The following is a 19,690-nucleotide window of genomic DNA, read 5'->3' on the forward strand; positions in this document are numbered from 1 at the left end:
GTGCCTGGCCGCCGGCTACGGGGACGGCGGGCGGGTGCGGGACTTGAGGACCTGGGCGCCGATGGCGAGCGGGACGCTCAGCAGCAGGACGTAGAAGACCCCGATCTTGCGCAGGTCGTCGAGGAAGAACCAGAGGGCGGTCAGGGCGGTGAACCAGAAGGCCACCAGCGCGAATCCGCCCGCCCGCTCGTCCCGGTAGCCGGCGGCCAGGCACAGCGCGGCCACCACACCCAGCATCAGCGCGAGGATGACGTAGTGGGTGTCCCAGCCGATGGAGCCGCGGGCGAGTTCGGAGAACACCGCCACGGCCTCCGCCACCGGGCCCCAGGCCACCGCGCACGCCAGCCGCGCCGACCACAGCAGCAGCACGCCCCCCGACACCGCGGCGAGCAGGGCGACCCGGGAGAACGCGCTGCCCTCGATCACGTCGGACCGGGAAATCACCAGCGACAGCAGACAGCCGAGCAGCGCGACCGCCCCCTCGGCCGTCGGCCGGAACACCACCCGGCCCGGCCGCCGGCGTGCGGGCCGCGGCGCCGGCCCCTCGCCCGGGGGCGCGGGGGAGGCGACCGCCGCGGGAGCCACCGCGCCGGCCCGGGGATCGCGTGCGGTGGGTGTCGGGACGGCGGGCGGCGGGGTGGTCCGGGCCGCCGCGCTCAGTGCCGTACGCATCGCGGCGGCATCGGCGAAACGGTCCTCCCGGTCCTTGTGCAGCGCCCGGACGATCACCGCGTCCAGGGCGGGCGGCAGTTCGGGGCGGAGCCGTGAGGGCGGCACCGGGTCCGCGGTCAGATGCTGGTGCATGACGGAGAACGGGGAATCGCCGGTGTACGGGGGACGCCCGGTCAGCAGCTCGTACAGCAGAGCGCCCACGGCGTAGAGGTCCGTACGGTGGTCCGTGTCGCCGCCCTTGATCTGCTCCGGGGCCAGATAGGCGGGCGTGCCGACCGCCACGCCCGTGCCGGTCAGCCGGGTGGCCACCTCGCTGAGGGCCTTGGCGATACCGAAGTCGACGACCTTGATCTTGCCGGTACCGGCGAGCATGACGTTCGCGGGTTTGATGTCCCGGTGCACGATGGCATGCCGGTGGCTGTGCTCCAGCGCCTCCAGCACCTGCCCCACGACGTCGACCGCCTGCGCGGGCGGCAGCGCCCCGCCCTTGAGGACGTGGCTGAGGGTCGTGCCCTCCACGTATTCCATGACCAGATAGGGCTCGGCGGCGCCGCCGGAAGCGTCCTCGCCGACATCGTGCACGGTGGCGACGCCGGGGTGGTTGAGCGCGGCGGCGGCATGCGCCTCGCGCTGGAAGCGGGAGAGGAACTCGGGCTGCAGCGCCAGTTCGGCGGAGAGGGTCTTGACGGCGACGGTACGGCGCAACCGGTGGTCGTGGGCGCGGTACACCGTTCCCATCCCGCCGTGGCCGAGCTGCTCCACCAGCTCGTAGCGCTGCCCCAATATTCTGTTCTCCACCCGGTTTCCTCCACGGACCGCCGACGCCGACACGCCGGAAGACGCCCCTGAGCGCGGGCGGGTTCCGCCCCGGGCCCGCGCGCCCGGCCCGCTCCCCCGCTCGGTCCCCCGCGCGCTTCGATGCCCGCCGGACACGCCTCGTCCCCGGGAGCGGGGAGCCGGTGCACGGCGGGTGTCGCCCTGGCCGCCCGCACCCGGGAGCCCCGCCCCGCGACTCGTTCGTGTGTACGAGCTATGGTGTGCCGCAATCTGTTCCGGTGCGGTGAAGGAGACCCGCGGTGCCCGATCTGGGACGACTCGTGGCCGACCGGTACCGGCTCGTGGAGCGCGTGGGCCGCGGCGGCATGGGGACGGTGTGGCGGGCCGAGGACGAGGTGCTCGGCCGGCAGGTCGCCGTGAAGAAACTGCATGTACCGCCCCACCTCGACGACGACGAGGTGCGCACGCTGCACGAGCGCACCCGCCGCGAGGCCCGCAGCGCCGCCCGGATCACCCACCCCAATGTGATCGTGGTGCACGACGTCGTCGACGACGGGGGTCTGCCGTGCATCGTCATGGAGTACATCCCCTCGGTCACGCTGGGCGATCTGCTGAAGCGCGACGGTGCGCTGCCGCCCGGTGAAGCGGCCCGGATCGGCTGCGGGATGGCCGCCGCACTGCGCGCCGCGCACGACGCCGGGGTGCTGCACCGGGACGTCAAGCCCGCCAATGTGCTGCTCGGGAGCGCGGGGCGGATCGTCCTCACCGACTTCGGGATCGCCGTGCAGTCCGGCACGCCCTCCCTGACCAGGACCGGTGAGCTGGTCGGGTCGATCCCGTACCTCGCGCCGGAGCGCCTGCGGAGCGGGACCGCCGAGCCCGGGCCGGCCTGCGACCTGTGGTCCCTTGGCGCCACGCTGTACGAAGCCGTCGAGGGCCGTCCCCCGTTCCGGCGGGACACCGCGATCGAGATGGCCTACGCCACGGTCGTCGAGGCCCACGACCCGCCGCGCAACGCCGGCGGACTGGCCCCGGTGATCGAGGGCCTGCTGGTGAAGGACCCCGGGGAGCGCATGGCCGCACACGAGGCCGAGCGCCTCCTCGGTCAGGCGGCCGGCGCGTCGGACACCGGTGCCGCGCCGGCCACCGGTGCCGCGCCCGCCCGGACCGACGACACCCAGCCGTCCTCCTGGACCGACCACACCCAGCCGTCCTCCCGGACCGACGACACCCAGCCGTCCGCCGAGCCGGCCACCCGGCCGCACCGCACCCAGGACCCCGTCCCGGCCCGGAAGCGCAGCCGCGGCCGGCGCGCGGTGCTGTGGGGTGCCGCGGCGGTGGCGGCCGCCGCCTGTGCGACGGGCGGGGTGCTGCTGTGGCCCCAGCTCGGTGCCGGCCACACGGCCGGCCGGCCGTCCGGGGCCGGGAGCCGCCCGGCGAGCCCCAGCCCCTCCCCGCCGCCGTTGCCCGCGGGCTACCACCTCGAAAAGCCGGGCACGGGCTTCTCCCTCCCCGTACGGAACGGCTGGACCCGCCAGGACCCGCCCGGCGGTGAGGTCGCCTACGTGGACCCGACCAAGCTGGTGGGCCTGCGGATCAACATCGCGGAATTCGCCGGGTCCGATCCGGTCCGGCACTGGCGGGAGACCGAGGAGGCCCAGACCCGCCGGGACAACCCGGGCTATGAGCGGGTACGGATGGACACCACGACCTTCCGCGGACGGCCCGCGGGGTACTGGGAGTTCACCTTCCAGGGCCGGCAACGCGGCTACCGGGCGGTGGAGCTGGCGTTCAGCGGCACGGACGGCACCCAGTACGTCATCTACCTCTCCGCGCCGGACGACCGGTGGAACCAGTACCGGCCGGACTTCGACAACGCCGTCAAGGGCATCCGCCTGCGCGCGTAGCCGCCGGCGCCCGCGCACAGCGCGACGAGGGTGAGCACCGCACAGACGGGATAGCACCAGCCGAGCGTGGCGAGGTACCAGGGCCGGCCGAACTGCGTGATGTCCGGCTGGGCCAGCTCCAGCCAGTGGATGGGATACCCGGCGAGGACGGTGCACCAGGACAGCAGGGCCGCGGTGTGCGCGGGTGTCCGGCGCGGGGCGTGGACCAGCCACAGCACGGCCGCGACGGCCCAGACCCAGTGATGGCACCAGGAGACGGGGCACAGCAGCAGGCCGGAGAACTGGACGGCGAGCAGCGCGCCGAGCCGGTCGCCGCGGCGGGCCGTGCGCACCACGGCCGTCAGCGCCAGCAGCGCCGCCGGGACGGCGCAGGCCCACCAGGGGGCGGACCAGCCGACGTCATGGCCGAGCGTGCGCGACAGGGCCCCGCGCAGCGACTGGTTCAGCACCGAGCCGACCGGCCCGACGCGTGCGGCCTCGCCCACCGTATGGAGCCAGAAGTCGGTGGCGGTCCGCGGGGCCGCCCACCAGCCGGCCGCGACCGTGGCGAGGAACACCGCGGCCGACCACCACACCGCCGACCAGCGCCGGTGTGCCAGGAAGTAGAGGCCGGTGACCGCGGGGACCAGCTTGATGCCCGCGGCGAGGCCGGTGCCGAGCCCCGCCGTCGCCGCGGTACGCCGCCGGACCGCGTAGCCGACCAGCGCCGCCAGCAGCAGATTGATCTGCCCGAACGCGAGCGTGACGGCGACCGGTTCGGTCCACAGCAGGACGGCGCTCCACAGCAGCACCCGGCGGCGGTACCGGGCGGCGGGAGCGTCCGGGTCGGCCAGCCGCAGACAGCAGTGGACCAGCCCGCACAGCGCCGCCATCGAGGCCGCGGTCCACACGCCGCTCGCCACCGGCCAGACGACCCGGCCGAGCGGGAGGAAGAGCAGTGCGGCGAAGGGCGGATAGGTGAACGGCAGCGGGAACATGTGGGAGCCGGGCAGCCGCAGGCGGAAGGCGTAGAGATCGCCGGTGGCCAGATGCGGGGCCGCGGCCCGGTAGACCCGCAGGTCCACCATGCCCGTGCGCAGGCACGCCGGGAGCCACATCAGCAGCAGCAGCGCCGTGGCGGACAGCAGCAGCACCGCGCCCGGACGGCGGGCGAGCAGGTTCCGCGCCGCCTCGATACGGCGCCGGCCCGGTGCCGTACGCGCCTCGCCCGCCCCGCCGGGAGGGAGGCGGACCGCGCGGCTCACGCTCCCCGGCCCGTCTGCCGGCCGGGCCGTGCGAGGCGGCCCGCCGCACGGTGGCCCGCCGCATGCCGGCCCGCCGTCGCGGCCGCCTCGTAGACGCTGACCGCGAAGGGCCGGCCGGTGCCCCGCTCCACGTGCTCGGTGACGCGGCGCACGTCCGCGGCCGCCTCGATGTACGCACAGAATCTGCGGGCCTCCGGCCACGGGTGCACCAGGACCAGCAGCCCGCCGGGCGCCACGGCCGCGGTCAGATGGGCGCAGGCCCGCCGCAGTTGCCGGGGCCGGCCCAGGTAATACAGCAGCTCGGCGCAGAAGACGAGGTCGAAGCGGTCCGCCGGCGGCGCGGTGACGATGTTCAGGCGCACGAACCGGGGGGCGGGGCCGGGGACGGGCGTGCGGGCCCGGGCGAGGGCCCGTTCGGAGATGTCCGCACCGGTGACGTCGGCGTGCGGATAGGCCGCCGCGAGGCGGTGGGTGAAGGCGCCCTCGCTGCACCCCACGTCCAGGATCCGCCCGTAGTGGCGGGCGGGAAGCTGCTCCAGTGTCGTCGCGTACTTGAACTGCTCGTACTCGTCCACGGCCAGCCCCCACGGGTCCGGCCGCCGGTGCCACCAGTCGAAGTACCAGTGCAGCAGCCGTTCCTGGCCGCGGACGCCGATGAGGGAGAGCGCGGCGAAGAGCGTGCGGTGACAGCGGTCGAGAACCCGGTGCATGAAAACCTTCCGGCCGTTGCGGTGGCCGCGCTCCCCGGCGGCCGCCGGGCGTAGGGGGCAGCTCGGCGCGTCAGCGGGCGACGTCGTCGTAGGCGTGGGCGAAAGCGTCGGTGACCACCGGCCAGGTGCAGTGCACCGGCTCGGTCTCCCAGTTGTGTGCCGCCAGGCTGCGCCGTGCCCCCGGCGTACGGGCCAGCCAGAGCACCTCGTCGGCGAGCGCGAAGGCCGAGTGACCGCACAGGGCGCCCTCACGGTTGTGCCGTACGAAGTCGGCGACACCGGTGTGCTCCCGGGCGAGGACCGGGAGCCCGCTGGTGCGCGCCTCCAGGGCGGCGATCCCGAAGGACTCCCGGCAGGACGCGTTGACGAACAGGTCCGCCTCGGACAGCAGATCCCGGACCTCCCGGGGCTGCAGACGGCCCACCAGGCGGATCCAGCCGTCCATGTGGTGGCGGCGCAGATAGCGCTGTATCGGCCGGAGGCTCGGTCCGGCACCGGCGAAGGTGGCGCGCAGCGCCGTGCCCTGCCGGGACATCCGGGTGTGTGCGGAGTGCAGCGCCGCCAGCAGCTCCATGGGTTCCTTGCGCGGGACGAGCCGGCCGACGGCGACCACGTGCACCCGGCCGTCCTGCCGCTCCACCTCGGCGCGGGTGCGCCACCACGCGGCGTCGATCCCGTTGGGAATGACCCGCGGGGCGAGGTCCGGGAGCGCCTGGCGGACCAGCCGGGCCGCCGATCGGCTCACCGTCGTCACGACGACCGGAGCGGCGGGGCCGTGCCCGGTCCGGCTCAGCAGGCGGTACATGCACCGCACCACGGGATCCCACATGCTGTGGATGGTGGCCACGGCCGGGATGCCCCGCCGCCGCGCGCAGGCCAGCGCCGCCCAGGCGAACGGGGAGGCCGCGCCCAGGTGCACATGCACCACCCGTGGGTGACGCCTCGTCAACAGCCGGTCGATCGCCTGTCCCGCCCTGGGGTGAACGGGCAGCTGCCCGGGCAGCCGCGCGGTGATCCTGTGCACGGGAAACGGCCACGGTGCCTCCGGGTCCCCCGAAGCGGCCGGCGTCGCGGTGGCGACCTCGGTGGCCTGACCCGCCCGGTGCTGCGCGGCGGCCAAGGCGGCGACCTGGATTTCGATACCTCCTGTCCGCGGCGCAAAGCAGTCTGAAATGTGAAGGATCATGGCTGCACTTCCGAAATCTGGCGTGAAGTCCACCAGTATGGGGTGGTACATCATGCTTCGTGCGACATACGTGTTTGTTCTTCCACGCCCATCCGGACGACGAGGCACTGCTGACCGCCGGCACCATGGCGGGCCTGGCCCGCCGGGGCCACCGCGTGGTGCTGGTCCTGGCCACGGCGGGCGAACGCGGCCTGACCTCAACCGCCCTGCGGGACAGCGGTCTGGGCGGGGTGCGCCGCGCGGAGGCCCACGCCTCCGCCCGGATCCTGGGGTGCGCGCGCGTCGCCTTCCTCGGCTACGCCGATTCCGGGCACTCCGGCACCCCCGAGGCCCCCGCCCCCGGCGGCGCGCAGCCGTTCGCCTCGGCCGACGTCGACGAAGCGGCCGGCCGGCTGGCCGCACTGCTCACCGAGGAGGGCGCCGACCTGCTGACCGTCTACGACCCGGCCGGCGGCTACGGCCATCCGGACCACGTACAGGTGCACCACGTCGGCTACCGCGCCGCCCAACTGGCGGGCACCCCGGTGGTCCTGGAGGCCACCGTCGACCGGACCCTGCTGCTGCGCGGGCTGCGGGCGGCCTCCTGGGTCCACCGCTTCCCGCCCCAGTTCGACCGGGACTCCTTCCGGCAGGCGTACGGCGCCCGCGCCGACATCACCCACCGGGTACCGGTCAAGCGGTACTGGCGGGCCAAGCGCGCCAGCCTCGCCGCGCACCTCAGCCAGGCGCAGGGCGGTGACTCCGAACGCACCCTGGCCGCCCTGGGCCGGCTGCCCGGACCGGCCTTCCGCCAGGTGCTGGGCACCGAGTGGTACATCCAGCGGGGGCTGCCCGCCGGGCCCGTCCTGCGCGACCCGCTGGCCACACTGGCGGGCACCCTGGCGACGGCAGCGCGCCGATGAGGCGGCGGGCCGTACGCCTGCCGGCGCTCGCCGTGCGGCTGCTGGGCCTGCTCTCCTCCGCCGCCGGCCTGGTGCTGCTGGCGCTGGCCGTACCGAAGGCGGCGGGCACCGACTGGGCCGCCGTCCGGGCCCAGTTCGGGCACCTCAGCGGGCCCGAGCTGGCGCTGATGTGCGCCTCGGCGGCGGCCGCGCTGTGGAGCTACACCTACGTCCTCACCGCCGCGCTCCCCGGGCTGACGCAGCGTCAGGCGCTGGTGGTGCACTGCACCGGCAGCGCCGTCAGCAATCTGCTGCCGCTCGGCGGCGGTGCCGGGGTCGCGGTCACCTACGCCATGGCGCGGCGCTGGGGGCACCCGCCGCGCGCCGTGGCGGTGTGCGTGGCGCTCACCGGGGTGTGCAACGTGGCCGCCCGGCTGTTCCTGTCCGCGGTGGGCGCACTGCTGCTGGCCCGGACCGCGGTGCCCGGCATCGGCTGGGCAGCGGCCGCCGGCGCGGTGGTCCTCGTGCTGCCCGCGGCGTGCGCCGCCGTCCGGCCGGCCGTACGCCGCCGGGCGTCCCGGGTCCGCCGGCCGGGCGCACCGGCCGGCGCGCCGCGGCGCCGGATCACCGCGCACGCCCGGCGCCTGGCGGCCGGCGTGCGCGCCGGCCGGGACGTGCTGCGCCGGTCCTGGCCGCAGTTGGTGTGCGCGATGGCCGCCACGCTGGCGGCGCAGGGCGTGCTGTTCCTGGTCTGTCTGCAGGCGGCGGGCGCCCGTACGAGGGTGGCGGACGCGCTCGCGGTGTTCGCCGCCAGCCGGCTGCTGACCCAGATCGCGGTGACCCCCGGCGGGATCGGCGTCACCGAGTGCGCCGCCGCCGTCGCGCTCGTCGCCCTCGGTGGCGCCCCCGCCGCGGTGGCCTCGGCGATGCTGCTCTTCGCCGCGTTCACACATCTGCTGGAGATCCCCCTGGGCGCGCTCACCGGCGCACTTTGGCTGCTGCGTCCGGGAGGACGGCGGCCGGCGCCGGCACCGGCCGCACCCTGAGTCCGGTCGCCACCACGGCCAGCGCCAGCCCCGCCCCGACCGCGGCCGCGCATCCGCTCGCCCAGGTGGGGCCCTGCCCCGAGGGCATCACCACCAGCGTGAGCGCCACCACTGCCGCCTTCGCGCCGGGCCGCGCCAGCCGCCGCCAGTCGGCCGCCGCCAGCGGCACCACCGCCCACAGCACGTACCAGGGCTGCGCCGCCGGTGCGGCGACCACCAGCGCCAACAGCCCGGCGCCCGCGGCCCGTTCGGCACCGGCGTGCGGGGCGCGCCACACCCAGTAGCCCACCGCGGCCAGGCCCCCCAGGAGTCCGGCCAGCCGCGCGGCCGTCATCGCCCCGCCCGCCGTGCCCCACCCGAGCCCCTCGGCGAGCCACCCCAGCAGATGGCCGGCGTCGGTGCTCAGGGACAGCAGGGTGTGCACCGCGGCGGGCGTCCGCAGGGTCCACAGCCATCCCCACCCCTGGCCGCACACCGCCACCCCCGCCACCAGCGCCGCGGCCGCCACCCCGGCGAGCCGCGCCGCCTGCCGCCACCGCTGCCGGGGCCCGTCCCGCCCGGCCACGGTCACCGCGGCCGCGCACAGCAGCGCCACCGCGGCGGGGGCCTTCACCAGCACCGCCGCGGTCAGGACGACGGTCCCCAGACACCAGCGCCCGCGGCGGAACGCCAGCAGCCCGGCCAGCACCAGCCCGAGCATCAGCGCGTCGTTGTGCGCCCCGCCCACCAGATGCAGCAGCACCAGCGGGTTGAGCGCCCCGGCCCACAGCGCGCCGGCCGCCCCCGGGCCCGAGGTGTCCGCCAGCCGCCCCAGGGCCCACACCATCAGGCCCACTCCGGCCAGCGCCACCAGCCGCAGCCCCAGCACCGCGGCCACCACGTGCTGTTCTCCGGTGACCGCCACCACGGCGCGGGCCGCCGCGACGGACAGCGGTCCGTACGGGGCCGGCGACCGGTGCCACATCCCCGGGACGTTGGCCGCGAGCGGACCGCCCAGCGCCGCCGGGCCCAGCGCGTACACATCCAGGCCGCGGCCCGCCAACGCGCCCTGGGCGAGATAGCTGTAGGCGTCGCTGCTGCCCACCAGCGGGCCCGGCACCAGCGGCAGCGCCCAGCACCACAGCGCCGCCCGCAGCTGCCACCGCCCGACCCCCGCACCGGACGCGAGCCGGCTGCCCAGCTGCCACCAGGCGGTGACCAGCAGCACCAGCCCGGCACAGGAGGCGGCCACGCACACCCAGGTGACCGACTCCCCGCGCCGCCCCCACACCCCGTCCGGCACCCCCGGCGGCAGCGCCCCGGCCGCCCAGGCGCCGGCCCCCAGCAGGACGGACCCCAGCGCGCCCAGGAGCACGCTTCCCCGGACGGTGCTCCCTGCCGCGCTCATCCGGCCAACCTAGAGCGGAGCGGGGGCCGCGGCGGCACACCCGGCCGGGCACGTCGCCCGTCCGTGCGAGGGCGGGTCCATGGCGCGGCGGACGGGCCCGCGCGGTGGCGGCGCTCCGCGGCCGCGCTACTCGCCGATGCCGATCAGCGCCAGCGTGATGTTGTCGGGCCCGCCCGCCTCGATGGCGGACTTCCACAGTTCGAAGGCGGCCCGGCCGCCGCTGTGCAACCGCAGCAGCTCCTCGACCTCGTCCTGGGGGACATGGTCGGTCAGGCCGTCGGTGCACACCAGATAACGGGCGCCCGCGGCGAGCGGCGCGGTCGCGACGTGCGGGACGACGGGGCTGAACTCCCGCGCCCCGCCAATCGCCTGGGTGACGAGCGAGGTGGTGGTCCGGCCCGGCGCCGGCGCGGGGCTGTCGTCCACGCTCACCTGGCACAGGTCGTCCGCGGTCGCGTCCAGCACCCGGCTGTCGCCGACGTTGAACACCAGCACCGCATCGTCCCGGACGACGGCGCCGGCGACGGTGGTGCCCATGGTGCGCAGCTCCGGGTCCCGGTCGGCGGCCGCGTACACCGCGTGGTTGCAGAGGTTCAGGGCGTCACGGACGGCCTCCTCGCTGTCCAGTGACGGCCCGAACGCGGCCAGTTGCCGCACGGTCAGGGCGCTGGCCACCTCGCCGGCCGGCTGCCCGCCGATGCCGTCGGCGACCGCGACGACCAGCGGGGTGCCGAGCGGGAACACCAGGGTCTGCGGGTTCTCGGTCACCGTGCCGCAGAGCGTCCAGGGGCCGGCCACCAGGCTGTCCTCATTGTGCTCGCGGACCAGTCCGGTGTGGCTCAGCGCGGTCACGGTGACGTACTGCATGGACGCGTCCCGACTCCGGTGCTCCGCCACGGCGGGCCCGTGGCGTGCCGTCTCCCCATTGTCGCGCCGCCGCCCGGCCCCGCGCGCGCCGCGCCGGAACCGGCCGGTCAGCGGGTGTCCTTGCCGCTCAGGGTGGAGCGCTGCATCAGCCGGGAGACGTCCTTGCCGGTGGCGATGCCCACCAGCCGCCCGTCCTCCACGACGAGGATGCGCGCCCCGGTCCGCAGGCTGATCCGGTCGAGCGCCGTGCTCAGCGGCTCGTCCGGAGCGGCGACCGCGCACTGGGACAGCGGGATCGCCACCTCCCGCACCCGCAGGCTCTCCCGGCTCGCGGCCGGGACCGACGCCAGCCGGCGCAGCTGCACGACGCCGCTGGGGCGGCCGTCGAAGTCGACCAGCGGCAGCGCGGAGTGACGGGAGTGCACGGCGACCTCGTCGATGAAGCGCTGGACGGTCAGCCAGTCGGCGCCGGTCGTCACCGGGCTGGACATCGCCTCGGACACACGTACCCCGCGCAGCGAGGTGTGCAGCGCGGCGCGGCGCCGTTCCGCCCCGGCGACGACCATGATGAACAGGCCGACGAAGACGATCCACAGCCCGCCCGGCGCGCCCCGCAGCACGGAGATCCAGCCGGCGGCCACCAGCAGCAGCCCCATGATCTGGCCGCCGCGGGACGCCGCCAGATCCGCGCGGTCCCGGTCCCCGGTGCGCCACCACAGCACGGCCTGCACCACCCTGCCGCCGTCCAGCGGCACGGCCGGCAGCAGGTTGAAGACGCCCAGGAAGAGGTTCGCCCAGCCCAGCCACGCCAGGACGACCGAGGGCACCGCCCAGCCGGACAGCCCGTGCAGCCCGAATCCGGCGCCGAGCGCGATGCCGCCGATGACCAGGCTGGTGAGCGGCCCGCTGACCGCCACCGCGAAGGCCGCCGCCGCGCTCTGCGGCCGCCCCATCCGGGTGGTGCCGCCCAGCGCCCACAGCGTCACGTCCTCGACGGAGATCTTCTTCCGCAGGGCGACCGCGGCATGCGCCGTTTCGTGCAGCAGCAGGCTGCCCATGAGCAGCGCGGCCCCGACGACTCCGGCGAGGGCGTAGACGGCGTCCGAGCGCCCCGGCGTCCAGACGGGCAGGCCCTGCCGGCCGAGTCCGTACGCGAACAGGCCCACCAGCAGCGGCACGCTCCAGTGCATGCGCAGCGGGACCCCGACCACACGTCCCACCCGGACCGAGCCGTTCATCGTCGTCTCCTGACGGCCCGGCGCCCGGCCCCCGCGGGGCAGGCCTCGTCGGCCTGCGCTCCGGGAAGCGACCGCCCGGCCTCACGTCACCATTGTCGCGCGCGGAACCCAGGGCGTGTCTTCCCGGCACACGTCCTACGCTGGAAAGACGAAGGCATGACCGGCCGTGCGGACGGCTGCCCCGTCCGCCGGCACATCACCACGGGAGGTGCGACATGGGGCCCAGCCACCACTTCCACCTGGACCAGGGTGACCACTCGATCACCGTGAACGTCGGGCCCGGCCGGGCCGGAGAGGTCGAGCTCCTGGTCGACGGCAAGGTGGTCGCCTACCAGAAGGAACACAGCGCCGGGATGAACGTCCTGAGGGGCGAACTCCCCGAGGAGCCGGTCCACCCCTTCCGGGTCCTGCTGCGCCAGCCGCATCTCGTCCCCTCCATGCCCCGGTGCACGCTGGAGCTGGACGGCGTGGAGCAGCCCATGCCGGAGCGGCTCGTCCTCTGAGCGCGCCGCCGGACGGCCGTCGGACCACGCCTCACGTGTTGGGCCACCCGGCTGATTGTGGCCGCCGAGCGTTTTGTTCCCCGCGGGTTGAACGACGGTGCGGGACGGCAACGGCAGGACGATACGTCTGGCATCGGACGGACGCGGAGGCGAGGAGCGACGTGAGAAGAATTGCGCAGGCAGGGAGCATCGTCGGGGCATGCGGACTGGTGATGCTCGGCGGCGGGGTCGCCCAGGCCGTGTCCGTTCCGGGTGAGTCCCTGCTGTCGGCCGTGGCAGGCGCCGACGTCGGCACCGTGGCCGGCATGATCTCCGGAGTGATCTGCAACAACCGCCTCGCAGACTTCAACTACAGGTCGCCGGTGTTCCGTTCACCGCACCCCTGCATCAACGGGCCGGTACACAGCGGCAACAGCATGAACAGCGGCAACTTCCTCAACCACGGCAATCCCAACAACAGCGGCAATCTCAAAAACACCAACGGGTCCACCAACAGCGGCGACAGCGTCACCGGCGCGTCGAAGGACAGCGGCAACAACCTCCAGCGCATCCTCAAGCTGCACTGACCCGGACCGGGCCCCGGCCCGGTCACGGCCCGCGGTCCTCGCGGGCCGACCCGCGATCGCCCGGCGGCCTCCGCCGGGCGATCGCCGTTTCCGGCCCCACAAGCTCGCCGGCGCCCGGCCCGGCGGACACGACTCCGGCCCCGGACGAGCCGGGGCCGGAGGGTGTGGCGGATCAGCGTCGGATCACAGTCGCTGCTTGCCGCCGTGGCCGATGTGCTGCTGGTTGTTGCTGGTCTTGTTCTCGGCTCCGGTCGTGCCGCCCGCGTCGTCGTTGGTGTTGCCGTTGACGTTGGTCGGGCTACCGCTGTTGCTCTGGTTGCCGGACAGGTGGACGTTCTGCGAGTTCCGGACGTTTCCGCTGTTCAGCGGCCCGTTGATGCAGATCCTGGCGCGGTGCGAGCAGTTGAACCCGGCGTGGAAGTTGGCGAACGTGTCGCTGTTGAACACGCCGCCCCCGTCGTCGAACGGCCCGTCCCATGCCAGTGCGGGCGACGCCCCGCCGGCGGCCAGGAGCAGACCGCACGCTCCCGCAATCACGAAATTCACCCGTGCCATGTTCTTCACTGTGTGCTCCTGCACCTCGCGGTTGGTACCCCGCGGTCTTGCTACCGGCCGTTGCCCCGTCCACCAAGCGTGAGCAACGGCCCGTCCCGCGCATTCACTCTGACCGATCACCGGATTCACCGTGACGGCCCTTTGGGACGGCGCGCCGACGGACGCCGGGTCGTCGCCGTCAGACCGGCAACCACAGCCGCTGGTCCGGATAGATGAGGTCCGGGCCCTGCGCGAGGGTGTCCTTGTTCAGGTCGTACAGCGCCTTGGTGCCGCCCGGCGTGTGGGTGCGTGCGGCGATGACGGAAAGACAGTCCCCGGGGCGCACCACGTAGCTGGGTGCCGCGGGGCCGGCGACGGACCTGAGGCTGCGGGCCGGGGTGGCTCGTTGGCGGGCCCGCGCGGACGGGGCGGATTCCTGGCCGGCGGTGGCCGAGCCGCCGTCGGAGCGGTCGTCGCCCGAGGTCACCCGGGCACAGTTCGGCCAGGCCGACAGGCCGCGGTCGCGGACGATGCGCTCGCCGACGGCGATCTGCTGGGCGCGGGTGGCGAGGTCGGCACGCGGGGCGAAGCGCTCGCCGCCGTACGCGCGCCAGGTGGGGAGGTCGATCTGCAGCCCGCCGTGGTAGCCGTTGCCGGTGTTGATGTGCCAGCGGCCGCTGCTCTCGCAGGCGGCGATGCGCTCCCAGTCGGGCGCCGGTGGACCGGTGGTCGCGCTGGGCGCCGCGACGCCCCGGCCGGCGAGGCCGAGGACGCCCAGCATGGCCAGCAGCACGGACAGCAGCGTTTCGACGGACCGTTTGGCAAGGTGCGAGGGCATGACGGTTTCCTCCGCTGTGCTCCGACAACGCCGTGGCGGAGTGACTCGCCACGACCGGTGGGCACGCACCAACACACCCGGCACCACGGTTTTTGGCGTGCTGAAGGAGCGCGACATGCACGTGTTTCACCCGGGTGGCCGCGCACGGACCGGTACGGCGGGCGGCAGGCGGGCAGCCGGAGCGTCGCACGCGGACAGCGCACGCGTGCGTCGAGAGCACGGCCGCGTCACACGACGACGGCGGCGGCTCATCGCGCACGGGCGGGTTCCGCACGGCCCTGCGCGGTCATACCGTCGACCGCTTTCCGCTCACCACCCACGGAAATCCCGCTACGCATGCGCTGCGTGCGGTTCTCGGGCTGGAGCTGGGAGAGGGTCCGGGACCGGCGCCACGAGAGGGCTGGGCCGTAGAACTCCGAGCGTGGTACGGGTAGTTCAGGTCTGCCTGCGGACCGGCTGTTCCGGCTGGATCAGCGTCCGCGGATGTTTCACGTGGAACACGTCTGCGTCTGTGTCTGCGTCAGTTTCTGCCTCTACCTCTGCCTCTGCTTCTGCCTCTGCGTCGCTTGCTCTGCTGGTTCGCCGTCCGGTTCCGCTACGGGATCCCGCATCGGGATCCACTGCCGGACCGCTCCTCGGCGCGGAGCTGTCACATGCCTGGTCCGTCCACAGCCCGTCCCTCGTCCGTCCCTCGTCCGCCCTTGTCAGGGCGTCAGAGCCGTCAGAGCAGAGCCGTCAGAACCGTCAGGACTGTCCGAGCCGGTGAAATCTCAGGTCAAAGATCGACTGTCGCCGGGTTCAGATGACGCCGGCGGTGTGCGCACGATTGCGGGCCGCCGGGATGACAGCGCCGCGCGCGTCGGCATCGGCAGCGTTCGCGGGGGTGGTGGCGGTGGCCGTTGCGGTCCCGTCCTGATCGGCGCAGTCGTCGGCCGTCAGCGGTGCGGCGGTGTACGTACGGCGGCTGCGCATGCCGGGTGAGGTGCCGTGTGCCTCGGCAAGGATGCGCTGCTTGATCGTCGGCGGCAGCTCGGGCCGCCGGAACCTCCGGGCGGAGCCGACCTGGCCGTACAGCGGCACACCGCGCGGAGCGGGCACGGACGGCGACCCCGCTCCTGGACCCCGGTCCGGTGCGCCGCAGCCCACCGCCTTAGGGACCTCGGCGCCCGGGGCTTCGGTGCCCGCGCTCTCGTTGCCCAGGGTCCGCTCGTACAGTGCGGCGTCCCGGCGTGCCGCCGAGGCGGCCGCGGAGACACCCAGTGATGCCAGCAGCTTGCCGAGCACGGCAAGACACACCGCCCAGAACTTCATGACCTTGGTCGCAGCCATGGCCCCTCACTTTCGGTCAGGATCTCCCCGAGAGATCCGTTGCGTCTGCTTCCGTTCGTGCCTGTGGTGCATCGCTCCAGTGGCGTCGCTTCCGGGTGCACCGCTCGGATGGCGTCGCTTCTGTTGCGTTTTCTTATGATGAGTACGCAATGGGAGGATTCACGGACCGACGCCCCCGGATCGGCGTTCTTCCGATGAACACCACCCGTACGCAGTAGCCACGGCCGTCGGAGGGCGAGGGGCAGCAGGTCACGGGCCCCGGCCGGGCGGGGTTTCGGCCGCTTCGCGGCGCCGGCCGAGGTGCCGGCGGGTGCGCCGGGCGGATCCCTGGAGTATGGCCCGGCTCAGGCCGGTGTCAGCTCGCCGGTACGCGCCATCTGCGCCATCATCCGCACGCCCGTCGGCTCGGGGATGCCGGGCGGGATGATCAGCAGGTCCCAGCGTCCGTGGCCCATCGAGACCAGGCAGACGGTGTCCGGACCGGGACGGCCGACGGTTCTGCGGAGGCGGACCACATGGCCCTCGACGAGGATGTGGGCGGGGAGCGCGGGCCAGGCCTTGCCGTTCACCGTGGCGTGGGTGATGCGGGGCCAGTCGAAGGGCAACGCGGTCAGCAGCTCGGGAAGTTCGGCCAGCAGGTCGGCCGAGTGCGGCCACCAGACACCGTCGATGCGCCGCACCGTATCGGTGTGCGGGGCGAAGGTCAGGCGGGCGACGGGCGGGGGTGCGTGGTGCCGGTGCGGGGCCGGGTGGGGTTGGTCTCCGGCGGCGACGGTCATGTGGTGCTCCCGATGCGGCGGGCCGCCATCCGTGCCGGGTCGGGCCAGCGCACGTCCCGGACCCAGCCGAGGCGCTCGAAGAGCCGGATGACGGCGGCGGACACGTCGAGCTGTCCGCGGTCGACGCCGTGCCGGGCGCAGGTCGGGTCGGCGTGGTGCAGGTTGTGCCAGCTCTCGCCGAACGACAGCAGGGCCAGCGGCCACAGATTGGTCGCCCGGTCGTGGCGGCGGGTGCGGAACGGCCGCTCACCGATGACGTGGCAGAGCGAATTGACGCTCCAGGTCACATGGTGCAGCAGCGCGATCCGGATGAACCCCGCCCACAGCAGGGCGGTCAGCGCGGTGACCCAGGTGCCGCCGAGCGCCCAGCCGAGCGCGAAGGGCAGGCCGAGGGTGAGCAGGCACAGCACGGGGAACGCCCGGTCCACCGCCCGGATCCCGGGGTCGGCGAGCAGATCGGGCGCGAAGCGGCGGTGTGAGGTGGGGTCGTCGCCGAACAGCCAGCCGATGTGCGAGTGCACCAGTCCGCGCAGCTGACCGCGCAGGCTGGTGCCGTAGCGGTACGGCGAGTGCGGATCGCCGGGGCGGTCGGTGTAGGCGTGATGGCGCCGGTGGGTGGCGACCCAGTCGATGACATCGCCCTGGAAGCTGAGCGAGCCGGCGAGGGCGAGCGCGACGCGCAGCGCGGGGGCGGCCGTATAGCTGCCGTGGGTCAGGCCGCGGTGGAAGCCGACGGTGACGCCCAGACCGCTGATGACGTAGAAGACCGCCAGGAGGACGAGGTCGGTGAGGTGGACGACGCTGCCCCACAGGAGGGGGATGCCGACGGCCAGCCCGACGAAGGGGGCGACGACGATGATGCCGGTCACCGCGACGTACATCCTGCGGCCGCTGCTCGGTGGGGACTCGGCGCCGCTGTCGGGGAACGGCGAGGTCCCGTCGTAGTCCCGAGCCGGCGGGAGACCGCGGGCGGTGGACGTCACAGGTCGCTTCCCGCCTTGCCGGAGGGAGGCGGTGGGCCGGCCATGTGCGCTCCGGGAGGAGGGGCACCGCCCTGCCGCTGCTGTTTCCGCAGCCGCCTCGACCGTTTCCAGTCCGCGTACCGGTGGTGGGGCATCCGCCCGATGTTCTGTGCATTGAGCCGGGCGAGGAACAGCGCTCCCAGCGCGACCAGCGCCAGCAGCACGACCACGGTCCACAGCGTCTGCATGGGTGCTCACCTCACCGAATACCTCGGTCTCCCGCGGCATCCCTCGGTGGTCCGGTGCTTTCACGGTACCCCGAGTGGGCGTAGTGCATCCCCGTACGGGCTCTATGGACAGCTCTGGGCAGGTATCGCCGTATACGGCCTGCGCGTATCGCCACGTACGGCCTGCATGCCGGTCGGTCCGGAGTGCGCAGTCCGGAGTCCGGTGTCCCGCACCATCTACAGGGGTGTAGAAGTACGCTGAGGGGGTCGGCCGCGGCGGGCTCCGGGCCGGGCGGCGCCGGTGGCCGGATCCGGCCGCTCAGTAGGATGCCGCGGTGTCCCGGCCCTCGGGACGTCCGGCGCGACGGGAGGCGACGGCATGGGCGGGAAGTCCTTCGGAAGGCCGCCGGGCGGTGCGGGGGACCCCGGCCGGGCAGCGCCGGGACCGGAGGAGTGCGGCAGCGGCGGACGCGAGCGCGCCCGCCGGCGCGGGCAGGGCCAGCTGGAGGCCCAGGTGCTGGCCGCGCTGCACCGTGCGCCGGGCCCCGCCGGTGCCGCCTGGGTGCAGGAACGGCTCGGCGGCGACCTCGCGTACACGACCGTGATGACGATCCTGTCCCGGCTGCACGCCAAGCAGGCCGTCACCCGCGAGCGGTCCGGGCGCTCCTACCTCTGGAGCCCGGCCGCCGACGAGGCCGGACTCGCCGCCCTGCGGATGCGCCGCGTCCTGGACGGCGAACCGGACCGGGACGCCGTCCTGACCAGCTTCGTCTCCACCCTCTCCGCGCAGGACGAGCAGCTGCTGCGCACCCTCCTCGACCGCGCCGCGGAAGGGGCCCCCGGCGCGGCCCGGACCCCCGCCGCGACGCAGGCCGCCGCAGCTCAGACCCCCGTCCCGGACGACGCCCCGGCCGCTCCCGCGGGACCCGGCGCGGCCCCCGGACCCACCCGGCACCACCCCTCGGACGAAGCACGCGGAGGCTGACCGGTGGGCGTCTTCGTGTTCCTGCCGCTCGTCCTGCCGCTCACCGCACTGCCGATCGCCCGGCTCGCGGAACAGCATCTCCATCCGCGGGCCACCACCCGGCTGCTGACCCTGCTCGCCGCGGTCCTCGGGCTGTGCAGCACCCTGTGCCTGGGACTGCTGGTGGTGGTCGGCACCGCCCAGCTGCCCGGCAATCCGCTGCCCGACGGCTGGTCGGACCCGGAGGTGCGGGCCGCGGTCCCGTTCGCCGAGGTCGCCGGCACCACCGCGATCCCCCTGCTGACCGCGGCGCTCACCGTGTGCGGGAGCACGCTGCGCCGGCACCACCGCGTCCGGGCCCGCGTCCACCACGCACTGGACGCGCTGCCGGCCGGCGCCGACCCCGCGGTGCTGCCGGACGACGATCCGTACGCCTACGCCGTGCCCGGCACCCCCGCCCGGCCCGGGCGCCCCGCCAGGCCCGGCCGGATCGCGGTCTCCCGCGGGATGCTGCACAGCCTGGACGACGACGAGGTTCGCGCGCTGTTCGCCCATGAGCGCGCCCATCTGACCTGCCGTCACCACCGTGCGCTGCTCGTCGTCCGCCTGGCCGGCTGTGTCAACCCGCTGCTGCTGCCGCTGCGTTCGGCGGTCGCCTTCGCCACCGAGCGCTGGGCGGACGAGGAGGCCGCGCAGGTGGTGGGCGACCGGCGGCTGACCGCCCGGGCGGTGGGCCGGGCGGCGCTGGTCGCGCGGCCCGCACCGCACCCGGAGCTGGCGCACTTCGCCGGGCCCGAACCGGGGCCGGTGCCGCGCCGGGTGGCGGCGCTGCTCGGGCCCGTGCCGCCGCCTCGCCCCTGGCCGCCGGCGCTGACCCCGGCGGGCCTGGCGGCCCTGGTCGCCGCGGCCGGCACCGCCGCCTCCGCGCTGTGTGCGCTCAACGCAGCCGTCGCGCTGTTCGTTGTTCTGAAGGCGGCAACGCCGCTCTGAGTGCACACTGACCCTTGACCCGTACCGGGCAGGCACGGCGCACCGCGCGGTGAGCCGCCCCGTACCCGGCAACTTCTACACGT

General features: G+C 74.6%; 20 protein-coding genes. 7 read left to right on the top strand and 13 right to left on the bottom strand.

Features of this window, described 5'->3' with window-relative positions; genetic code table 11:
* Positions 1 to 15 precede the first annotated feature (15 nt).
* The gene (locus EST54_RS24795) at positions 16 to 1,470 is read right to left on the bottom strand and encodes a protein kinase domain-containing protein (RefSeq protein ID WP_129249940.1); all 1,455 of its coding nucleotides are present in this window, start codon (positions 1,468 to 1,470) and stop codon (positions 16 to 18) included.
* A 278-nt stretch (positions 1,471 to 1,748) separates the two neighbouring features.
* On the opposite strand from EST54_RS24795, the gene EST54_RS24800 reads away from it, so the two are divergent.
* The gene (locus tag EST54_RS24800; protein WP_129249941.1) at positions 1,749 to 3,356 is read left to right on the top strand and encodes a serine/threonine-protein kinase; all 1,608 of its coding nucleotides are present in this window, start codon (positions 1,749 to 1,751) and stop codon (positions 3,354 to 3,356) included.
* Here the strand turns inward: EST54_RS24800 and EST54_RS24805 are convergent.
* From EST54_RS24805 to EST54_RS24815, 3 genes are all read right to left on the bottom strand, one after another.
* On the bottom strand, positions 3,272 to 4,600 hold the full coding sequence (locus EST54_RS24805; protein WP_129249942.1) for a glycosyltransferase 87 family protein: 1,329 nt from the start codon (positions 4,598 to 4,600) through the stop codon (positions 3,272 to 3,274). The genes EST54_RS24800 and EST54_RS24805 overlap by 85 nt on opposite strands.
* Positions 4,597 to 5,310 (bottom strand): class I SAM-dependent methyltransferase, encoded by a 714-nt coding sequence (locus EST54_RS24810; protein WP_129249943.1) that lies wholly within the window; start codon positions 5,308 to 5,310, stop codon positions 4,597 to 4,599. The genes EST54_RS24805 and EST54_RS24810 overlap by 4 nt, the downstream gene beginning before the upstream one ends.
* A gap of 70 nt (positions 5,311 to 5,380) precedes the next feature.
* Positions 5,381 to 6,550 (bottom strand): glycosyltransferase family 4 protein, encoded by a 1,170-nt coding sequence (locus tag EST54_RS24815; protein WP_338059686.1) that lies wholly within the window; start codon positions 6,548 to 6,550, stop codon positions 5,381 to 5,383.
* 5 nt (positions 6,551 to 6,555) lie between these two features.
* On the opposite strand from EST54_RS24815, the gene EST54_RS24820 reads away from it, so the two are divergent.
* Together EST54_RS24820 and EST54_RS24825 are read left to right on the top strand one after the other, a co-directional pair.
* Entirely contained in the window at positions 6,556 to 7,398 is an 843-nt protein-coding gene (locus tag EST54_RS24820; protein WP_244942610.1) for a PIG-L family deacetylase, read from the top strand.
* Positions 7,395 to 8,423: a lysylphosphatidylglycerol synthase domain-containing protein gene (locus tag EST54_RS24825; RefSeq protein WP_129249945.1), complete on the top strand. Its 1,029-nt coding sequence runs from the start codon at positions 7,395 to 7,397 to the stop codon at positions 8,421 to 8,423. The genes EST54_RS24820 and EST54_RS24825 overlap by 4 nt, the downstream gene beginning before the upstream one ends.
* Here the strand turns inward: EST54_RS24825 and mptB are convergent.
* The 3 genes from mptB to EST54_RS24845 all read right to left on the bottom strand — a co-directional run bounded on the left by mptB (position 8,356) and on the right by EST54_RS24845 (position 11,915).
* Positions 8,356 to 9,810 (bottom strand): polyprenol phosphomannose-dependent alpha 1,6 mannosyltransferase MptB, encoded by a 1,455-nt coding sequence (mptB, locus tag EST54_RS24830; protein ID WP_129249946.1) that lies wholly within the window; start codon positions 9,808 to 9,810, stop codon positions 8,356 to 8,358. The two genes, EST54_RS24825 and mptB, sit on opposite strands and share 68 nt — an antisense overlap.
* A gap of 126 nt (positions 9,811 to 9,936) precedes the next feature.
* The gene (locus EST54_RS24840) at positions 9,937 to 10,677 is read right to left on the bottom strand and encodes a PP2C family protein-serine/threonine phosphatase (protein WP_129249947.1); all 741 of its coding nucleotides are present in this window, start codon (positions 10,675 to 10,677) and stop codon (positions 9,937 to 9,939) included.
* A gap of 107 nt (positions 10,678 to 10,784) precedes the next feature.
* Positions 10,785 to 11,915 carry a site-2 protease family protein gene (locus EST54_RS24845; RefSeq protein WP_129249948.1) on the bottom strand — a complete coding sequence of 377 codons (1,131 nt, stop codon included), beginning with the start codon at positions 11,913 to 11,915 and terminating at the stop codon, positions 10,785 to 10,787.
* Between the two features lie 215 nt (positions 11,916 to 12,130).
* Between EST54_RS24845 and EST54_RS24850 the strand changes: the two genes are divergently transcribed.
* Together EST54_RS24850 and EST54_RS24855 are read left to right on the top strand one after the other, a co-directional pair.
* Entirely contained in the window at positions 12,131 to 12,418 is a 288-nt protein-coding gene (locus EST54_RS24850; RefSeq protein WP_129249949.1) for a hypothetical protein, read from the top strand.
* 212 nt (positions 12,419 to 12,630) lie between these two features.
* Entirely contained in the window at positions 12,631 to 12,984 is a 354-nt protein-coding gene (locus EST54_RS24855) for a hypothetical protein (protein WP_129249962.1), read from the top strand.
* Between the two features lie 183 nt (positions 12,985 to 13,167).
* On the opposite strand, the gene EST54_RS24860 is transcribed toward EST54_RS24855, so the two are convergent.
* From EST54_RS24860 to EST54_RS24885, 6 genes are all read right to left on the bottom strand, one after another.
* Positions 13,168 to 13,548 (bottom strand): hypothetical protein, encoded by a 381-nt coding sequence (locus EST54_RS24860; protein ID WP_129249963.1) that lies wholly within the window; start codon positions 13,546 to 13,548, stop codon positions 13,168 to 13,170.
* Between the two features lie 169 nt (positions 13,549 to 13,717).
* Positions 13,718 to 14,356 (bottom strand): LysM peptidoglycan-binding domain-containing protein, encoded by a 639-nt coding sequence (locus tag EST54_RS24865; RefSeq protein WP_129249950.1) that lies wholly within the window; start codon positions 14,354 to 14,356, stop codon positions 13,718 to 13,720.
* A 798-nt stretch (positions 14,357 to 15,154) separates the two neighbouring features.
* The gene (locus tag EST54_RS24870; RefSeq protein ID WP_129249951.1) at positions 15,155 to 15,685 is read right to left on the bottom strand and encodes a DUF6344 domain-containing protein; all 531 of its coding nucleotides are present in this window, start codon (positions 15,683 to 15,685) and stop codon (positions 15,155 to 15,157) included.
* Positions 15,686 to 16,029: 344 nt separating this feature from the next.
* Positions 16,030 to 16,464, bottom strand: a complete 435-nt coding sequence (locus EST54_RS24875; protein ID WP_129249952.1) for a DUF5994 family protein — start codon at positions 16,462 to 16,464, stop codon at positions 16,030 to 16,032.
* Positions 16,461 to 17,447: an acyl-CoA desaturase gene (locus EST54_RS24880; protein WP_129249953.1), complete on the bottom strand. Its 987-nt coding sequence runs from the start codon at positions 17,445 to 17,447 to the stop codon at positions 16,461 to 16,463. The genes EST54_RS24875 and EST54_RS24880 overlap by 4 nt, the downstream gene beginning before the upstream one ends.
* The gene (locus EST54_RS24885) at positions 17,444 to 17,674 is read right to left on the bottom strand and encodes a hypothetical protein (protein WP_129249954.1); all 231 of its coding nucleotides are present in this window, start codon (positions 17,672 to 17,674) and stop codon (positions 17,444 to 17,446) included. Before EST54_RS24885 ends, EST54_RS24880 begins: the two co-directional genes overlap by 4 nt.
* 358 nt (positions 17,675 to 18,032) lie before the next feature.
* Here EST54_RS24885 and EST54_RS24890 point away from each other — a divergent pair, with 358 nt between their 5' ends.
* Positions 18,033 to 18,638, top strand: coding sequence for a BlaI/MecI/CopY family transcriptional regulator (locus tag EST54_RS24890; RefSeq protein ID WP_129249955.1), 606 nt, complete (start codon positions 18,033 to 18,035; stop codon positions 18,636 to 18,638).
* Between the two features lie 3 nt (positions 18,639 to 18,641).
* On the top strand, positions 18,642 to 19,607 hold the full coding sequence (locus EST54_RS24895; protein ID WP_129249956.1) for a M56 family metallopeptidase: 966 nt from the start codon (positions 18,642 to 18,644) through the stop codon (positions 19,605 to 19,607).
* The last annotated feature ends 83 nt before the right edge of the window (positions 19,608 to 19,690 follow it).

Origin of the sequence: Streptomyces sioyaensis, assembly GCF_004122735.1 — a bacterium.
Taxonomy (GTDB): domain Bacteria; phylum Actinomycetota; class Actinomycetes; order Streptomycetales; family Streptomycetaceae; genus Streptomyces; species Streptomyces sioyaensis.

Excerpts from the sequence above, each read along its gene's own strand:
- EST54_RS24845 (WP_129249948.1), bottom strand. The coding sequence starts at position 11,915 with ATGAACGGCTCGGTCCGGGTGGGACGTGTGGTCGGGGTCCCGCTGCGC.
- EST54_RS24875 (WP_129249952.1), bottom strand. The coding sequence starts at position 16,464 with ATGACCGTCGCCGCCGGAGACCAACCCCACCCGGCCCCGCACCGGCAC.
- EST54_RS24825 (WP_129249945.1), top strand. The coding sequence starts at position 7,395 with ATGAGGCGGCGGGCCGTACGCCTGCCGGCGCTCGCCGTGCGGCTGCTG.
- EST54_RS24885 (WP_129249954.1), bottom strand. The coding sequence starts at position 17,674 with ATGCAGACGCTGTGGACCGTGGTCGTGCTGCTGGCGCTGGTCGCGCTG.
- EST54_RS24865 (WP_129249950.1), bottom strand. The coding sequence starts at position 14,356 with ATGCCCTCGCACCTTGCCAAACGGTCCGTCGAAACGCTGCTGTCCGTG.
- EST54_RS24815 (WP_338059686.1), bottom strand. The coding sequence starts at position 6,550 with ATGATGTACCACCCCATACTGGTGGACTTCACGCCAGATTTCGGAAGT.
- EST54_RS24870 (WP_129249951.1), bottom strand. The coding sequence starts at position 15,685 with ATGGCTGCGACCAAGGTCATGAAGTTCTGGGCGGTGTGTCTTGCCGTG.
- EST54_RS24855 (WP_129249962.1), top strand. The coding sequence starts at position 12,631 with ATGCTCGGCGGCGGGGTCGCCCAGGCCGTGTCCGTTCCGGGTGAGTCC.
- EST54_RS24850 (WP_129249949.1), top strand. The coding sequence starts at position 12,131 with ATGGGGCCCAGCCACCACTTCCACCTGGACCAGGGTGACCACTCGATC.
- EST54_RS24810 (WP_129249943.1), bottom strand. The coding sequence starts at position 5,310 with ATGCACCGGGTTCTCGACCGCTGTCACCGCACGCTCTTCGCCGCGCTC.
- mptB (WP_129249946.1), bottom strand. The coding sequence starts at position 9,810 with ATGAGCGCGGCAGGGAGCACCGTCCGGGGAAGCGTGCTCCTGGGCGCG.
- EST54_RS24890 (WP_129249955.1), top strand. The coding sequence starts at position 18,033 with ATGGGCGGGAAGTCCTTCGGAAGGCCGCCGGGCGGTGCGGGGGACCCC.
- EST54_RS24840 (WP_129249947.1), bottom strand. The coding sequence starts at position 10,677 with ATGCAGTACGTCACCGTGACCGCGCTGAGCCACACCGGACTGGTCCGC.